Here is a 6,260-nt window from a genome sequence, read left to right on the forward strand (position 1 = left end):
ATTGACTTGTGTCTTTTAATGATTCTGAATAACCATCTTTGACACTAAAAGTCATTTCAAACCGAGTTGTCGAAAAATCTGCATAGTCTGGGTTCATGTCTGGATTATTAACTTTATACTTTATACCTGGATTGTCAGACGTTACGATATAATAAGGTGTTCTTTTGTAAAATATACTTCTAAGTTTTTGTTCCATTAAATTAATATCTATTTCATCGATACCATCAAAACCAAACTTAACCACTAAATTAAAAGGAGCAAATGAAGCTACACCTGGTAGCTCACCATCTACTCCTTTCATAGTTATACTGTCTTCGACTGATACAGGGTAAGAGGCTTTAGCATCAAGAAAAATAAAGTTATTTATATACTCATTAATATCCTTTGTTCCATTTTCATCAATAATTTTTAACCATCTGCCGTCTATCATCATTAACCTCCTTGATTAAAGCTAGCCATCCTCATATCTTCTCCTAAAATTTGAGAAATGATATTCGCTGCATCTTTAGGTGAACCTTGTTTTGAGTTGCTTAACAACTTAATAATCGTTTGAGTAAGCTTATTGTTATAATCACTTACTCTCACAAGTTGACTTAATATCTTTTCGATTGTTGAATTATCATTATTAACAGTAACGTTAGTACTTCCTGTTTCCATACCTATATAGCGCATCGCTTGTTCAATCAATTGAATTGCTCTTGTACGTTTAGTAAGCGGTACTACCATTTCTGCCTTATTACCTTCACTGATTTGTGCTAGTTTATGCGTTGTAGATAACCCACCATTTTCATAAGCATAATCTCCAGCACGCTTAAATGCAGCACGCCATGAACCCATAATAGGAACCCATTTACCGACAATATAACGCATTGCTGATATGGCTTGATGCGTAGGATTCAATGGATTGCTGAATCCGGCTTTTGCATAAGCTCTAAACGACGGGTCAATCATTTGGAACATACCCTTTGAAGGTGTACCTGCACGTGCGTTGCTATCCCAGTTATTTATAGCGTTGGACGTATAATTGGATTCACGCTGTGCTACACGTAACATCTCATTAGTAATCCATCCGGCACGATATCGCCCGCCCAGAATAGATTGAGCTTTTAAGATAGCTTTTCGTGCATTATTGTATCCACTTCCTCCTGGCGCACCTGCACCTGCTCCATTCTTTGCTAACCAAGGTTCTGGATCGATTGCTGCGCTATTTGATTCCGAGCCTTTCATAACTTGGAAATGCAAATGACGGTAGTTAGTCATTGAACCGGTATTACCAGACTTAGCAATCAAGTCACCTGCTTTAACTGTCTCGCCGTTTTTCCTCAATTGCTTATTTAAATGCATAAACCATAAATAAGTTCCATTTTTAGAGACAGTTACTGTATTACCGCCTCCGCCATTATCAAACCAATTACGTATACGACCACCCATTGGTGTACGCACTGGTGTATTTTCAGGTATATCATAGTCGACTCCATAATGGACGCCGCCATTAAATGGATAGTTAGGATTAGGCGGTTTTGGAGGAGCTGAGAATGGTTGCATAACTCTCCATCCACTAAATACCGAACCATCAGCACCCCCAAATTCTTCGAACCATGATTTAACTTTATCTACGAGTTTCTTTTTAAGTATGGAATAAGCACCTTTGGCCATTTCTACAGTGGCATTAGCCCCTTTACCAAATGTGATGCCTAAACTGTCCATTACTTTAGCAACCAACTTACCTGGATTATCCATATAATCCCAAACATCACCGATTTTTTCACCAAGCCATCCGGCACCATCTTTTATTTTTTCAGTTATCGCTCCTGTGATTTGATGTGCTTCTACTTTAACTTTGTTTGCAGATTTTTTGGTCGTTTTTCTGACTGTATTCGTTGTTGAGCCTAAACCTTTTGCAACTTCACCCAATTTTTCTTTTCCGTATTCTAAAAGTTCATCTAGTTTATTTTTAGAACCTCTTGAAAACCTTGGAATAGTACCTTGTGAAAACTTAGGTATCATACCCATACGCTTCATATATTGGGTAGTAGCACCATTAATAACACCATCACCTTTATTTAACTGAACAACTACATCTTTACCTTGAGGCGCATGTAATGAACCATCAGCACGTTGAATTAATTCTTGGTGCCCATTTGAACCGCTACCATTACCCGGTCCTTTATCATTTACAAGTGCCATGGTAGGTGATAATACACCGCCGTTTTTATCAGTAGCTAATGATGAACCATCATAAGTACCTGTTGAAAGCTTTGGAATTGGTTTTATTAAAGTCTTGTCAGTAATAGCTTTTGAGATTTTGTTGATACCGCCAATCATACCATTTAAGCCATCTACCGCTTTATTAGCAACCGATTTACCTAGTTCTGACGCAGCCTTGCCAAAGTCTTTCTTAATGTTTTTAATCCAACCTAAAGTTTTATCAAGCCAGCTTTTCCAACTATTGTATGTCTTTTTAGCTTTTTCTTCAGCTTGACCTGCGATTTCATGGAATCTATCTTTAGCTTTATTTTTCATGTTTTGGAAATTACTTTTTGCATTTGTATACGTATTGCCGAACCATTTCTTTCCTGAATTATAAACACTTTTCGATTTTTCTTCGGCTTTACTAGCAATTTCGTGATATCTGGATTTAGCGTTATTCCACATGTTCTTGAAATTACTTTTCGCATTGTTGTAAGTACTACCAAACCATTTTTTAGCAGAGTTATAAACACTGTGTGTTTTACTCTCTACATTTCTAGCGATTGAACCGAATCTATCTTTAGTTGTATTTAAAGTGTTTTTAAAATTACTCTTAGCATTGTTGTAGGTACTTCCGAACCATTTTTTCGCACTGTTGTAAGCTTTTCTAGTTGAGCTGCTTATTTTATTACTTATTTTGTTCCAATTATCATCAGTTGATTTCTTAGTAGATTTAAACCAATTTGAAGTTTTTCCTGGTAATTGGCCAAACCATTTAGTAACAGCGTTGTATCCTTTGCGTGAAGCAGAACCTAGTTTACTGCTAATCGAATTCCAATCTTTATCAGCAGCCTTCTTGGTTTTTCCAAACCAGTTTTTCGCTCTATTATAAACTTGTCCAAACCATTTATTCATACCGTCATGTGCTTTTTTAGATGAACCTGTAATCTTATTAGCTACTTTATTCCATTTATTAGTATCTTTTACAATTTCATCATTCTTCTTTTTGACAGTGTCCAACATTTTTTGCCAACCTGTTTTGACATTACCAGTTTGTTCATCAATATTAGAACTTACACCTTTATTTTGTTTCTTAGCTTCTCCTACAACAGCATTATGTTGTTTCTTAGCTTTGTCTTTCGATTCTTCGTATTGCTTCTTAGCGTTTCTGATAACTTTGTCGGCTTCGTCTTTCGAAAGATTGCCGGTTTCATCACGTTGTCTAATCGCTTCAGCTACTGTATCTTTATATTTCTTTTTAGCATCAGAAATCGTTTTATCTCTTTCTTTGGCGCTTTCTTTAATAACATTTGAAGCTGCTTCAATCGAAAGTTTACTTTTATTCTGCTTCATTCTTTCTAAAATAGCTTTTTGCTCTACTTCTCCTTTAGAAAGTGATTTAACTACAGTTTTATCAAGTTGATCTTGTAACTTAGCGATTTTTGCATGTTCGCTTTTAGTAAGTTCACGTTTTTCAGCATATGCTGCGGCAGTAATATCATGTATTTGTTGATTGATTTTGTGAGCTTCTGCAGCTTCCTTACTATTGCTTTGTCTGGTTTGTTCTAATATTTTCGCTTCTTGTTCCTTAGAAAGGCCATTAGTTTCACTAAATATCTTTTCTAACCCTTCTATTTCGTTTTTATGTCTTTTAGCAAGCTGTTTATCGATTTCCGTATTTATGTTTTCATACAATTCTTTAATCTGATTGTATTGCTTTTCACCTATTGTTTCATGGTTGATACGTATTTCTTCAAGTTTTACTCTTGCATTCTCTGACATGCTGATATAAGATTTCAGCGCTTTCTTAGTTCCTTTTGAAACTTTTTCTGAGAAAACATCAGTAGTATCTGAGGCTTTAGATACTAACCCATCCAAACCATCGAAAGCTTTTTTAATCCCTTTGAACAATAAACCTTCTTGCAAACCTTTTGCCATATCATTTTTAAGATAATCCCAGTAGCTGCTCATTTTATCTTTAGCCTTATCTATCCATGAAAAATCAATGCTTTCACCGACTTGGTTAACAAGTTTACCCATGTCATCAAAGCCTTTTCTAAACCAATCCACCTTTTCATATGCCACATCAAAGATAGTCGTAAGTATTGTTAAAGGAATTGTTGCTCTGCCTATCAATTTAGTACTCTTCAAGGCAGTTTTACCTAAACCGCCAAATTTACCTGTCGTATTTGTTAACACGTTCCCGAACATGCCGAAAAAGCCTGATGTACCTTTAATGGTCTTCCCTGAAGTTGCTAAAGAAGCGGCAGCCCCTTTATTTGCTATACCATTCAATGTTGCTTCTGTCGTGTTTATAGCCATTTGACGATTCAACATTGCATATCCTTTTGCTGCACTTCCGACCGTTCTTAACAATAGACCGATACCTAAAGTTAAAGGACCTATAACTGCTGTCAGTCCTAAAACGCCTGCCATCGCAACTTTAGCACCTTTTGGCATCTTATTTAAAAAATCTACTACATGTTTCAAACCACTAACCATACCGGATAGAGCAGGTTGTATAGATTCAAAAAGGGATATCGCCAATTCTTCAGAAGCTGACCGCAGTTCTCGTAAACTACCGCCTAAACCTTTTTCCATTGTATTCGCCATTTTTTTGGCTGAACCTTCACTATTGTCAATGGCTTTACTCAATTTGGCGTAATCCTCTTCCGAAGCGTTAATAACTGCGAGTGCACCACTCATCGCTTCCTTGCCGAAGATTGTTGCAGCAGCACTTGCTTGTTGGTCCTTGGATAGACCGCTGAACCTATCGCGTAATTGATCTAAAACATCTCGCATCGGCAACATTTTACCGTTACTGTCAGTAATAGATATACCTAACTCGTCCATTTGATTTTTCATTGCTTTTGTAGGTTTAGCTAAGTTTGTAAACATTGTACGCAATGCTGTACCGGCTTTTTCGCCTTTAATCCCAGCATTACTCATCAAACCAATAGCTATAGATGTATCTTCAATACTGTATCCCAATGCGCCAGCTACAGGTGCAGCATATTTAAATCCTTCACCCATCATTTGAACATTGGTATTCGCATTAGCACTCGCTGCAGCTAAAACATCTGCAAAGTGTCCGCTATCTTTTGCTTTAAGACCAAATGCTGTTAAACCATCAGTCACAATATCTGACACTTGTCCTAATTCTTCACCAGATGCAGCTGCTAAGTCCATGATACCAGGTAACCCTTTTATCATATCTTGAGACTTCCACCCACTCATTGCCATATAATTTAATGCTTCTGCACTATCTGAAGCACTGAATTTTGTGGTAGCTCCCATTTCTCTTGCTTTAGCTTTTAAAGCTTCTAAATCTTGGCCAGTAGCCCCTGAAATTGCTTGTACTTTTCGCATGCTGTCATCAAATTCCACACCTAATTTACTCGCATAACCCATTGCTCCTACAATTGGTGTAGTCACATACATAGACATGTTTCGACCGAATGCGCTCATTCCGTTACCAAATCTTTGATAGCGTTCAGACATTTTGTCAAAATGTTGAGCTGCTTTGGTATATTGACTATTTGCAATTAGTTGTTCCTTGTTAAAGGCTTTCATTTCCTGCTTCGTTTTATCAATACTTTTTTGAAGATTATTAACTGCAGCTCGCTCGTTATTGACTGCTTTTTCAGCATTTGCTAAATACTTCTCATTATTTTGAATAGTATCATTTAATTGTTTGAGCTCTTTTTCAGTTTGATTTAGTTCTGTATTCGTCTTTTCGTATGAATCTTTTATTTTTTGGTTAGACGTGCTCAGTTTCTCATTTTCACTCTTTAACTTTTTGATTTGTTCGTCTTCTTTTTTATATTTAGCCACAAGTTCTGAGTGTCTTTGTACTTGGTTTTTTGTTGCTTCAGAAGCTTTTTTTAGTTGAGCAGTTGTTGCTTGATTAGAATCTTTCAATTCTCTTTCAGCTTGTCTTAATTTCTTAAGCTTTTCATATGCTTTTTCTTTTTGATCATTTGTTCTTCTTCTTTGAGTTTGCGCTTTTTTCAATTCAGCATTAGAGGCCTTTAATGGGGCTGGGACATAAATACAGTCCAAAATAAAAT

General features: G+C 36.4%; 2 protein-coding genes. Both read right to left on the minus strand.

Translation table 11 applies throughout. The features are described from left to right. Window positions 1-430, minus strand: a 430-nt coding sequence (locus HMPREF2846_RS13275) for a phage tail domain-containing protein (protein WP_176745495.1), incomplete at its 3' end; no start/stop codon positions are given. A gap of 2 nt (window positions 431-432) precedes the next feature. After that, entirely contained in the window at window positions 433-6,204 is a 5,772-nt protein-coding gene (locus HMPREF2846_RS13280; RefSeq protein WP_218086531.1) for a phage tail tape measure protein, read from the minus strand. Window positions 6,205-6,260: the final 56 nt, after the last annotated feature.

Source organism: Staphylococcus sp. HMSC056G08 (assembly GCF_001812305.1).
Taxonomy (GTDB): domain Bacteria; phylum Bacillota; class Bacilli; order Staphylococcales; family Staphylococcaceae; genus Staphylococcus; species Staphylococcus simulans.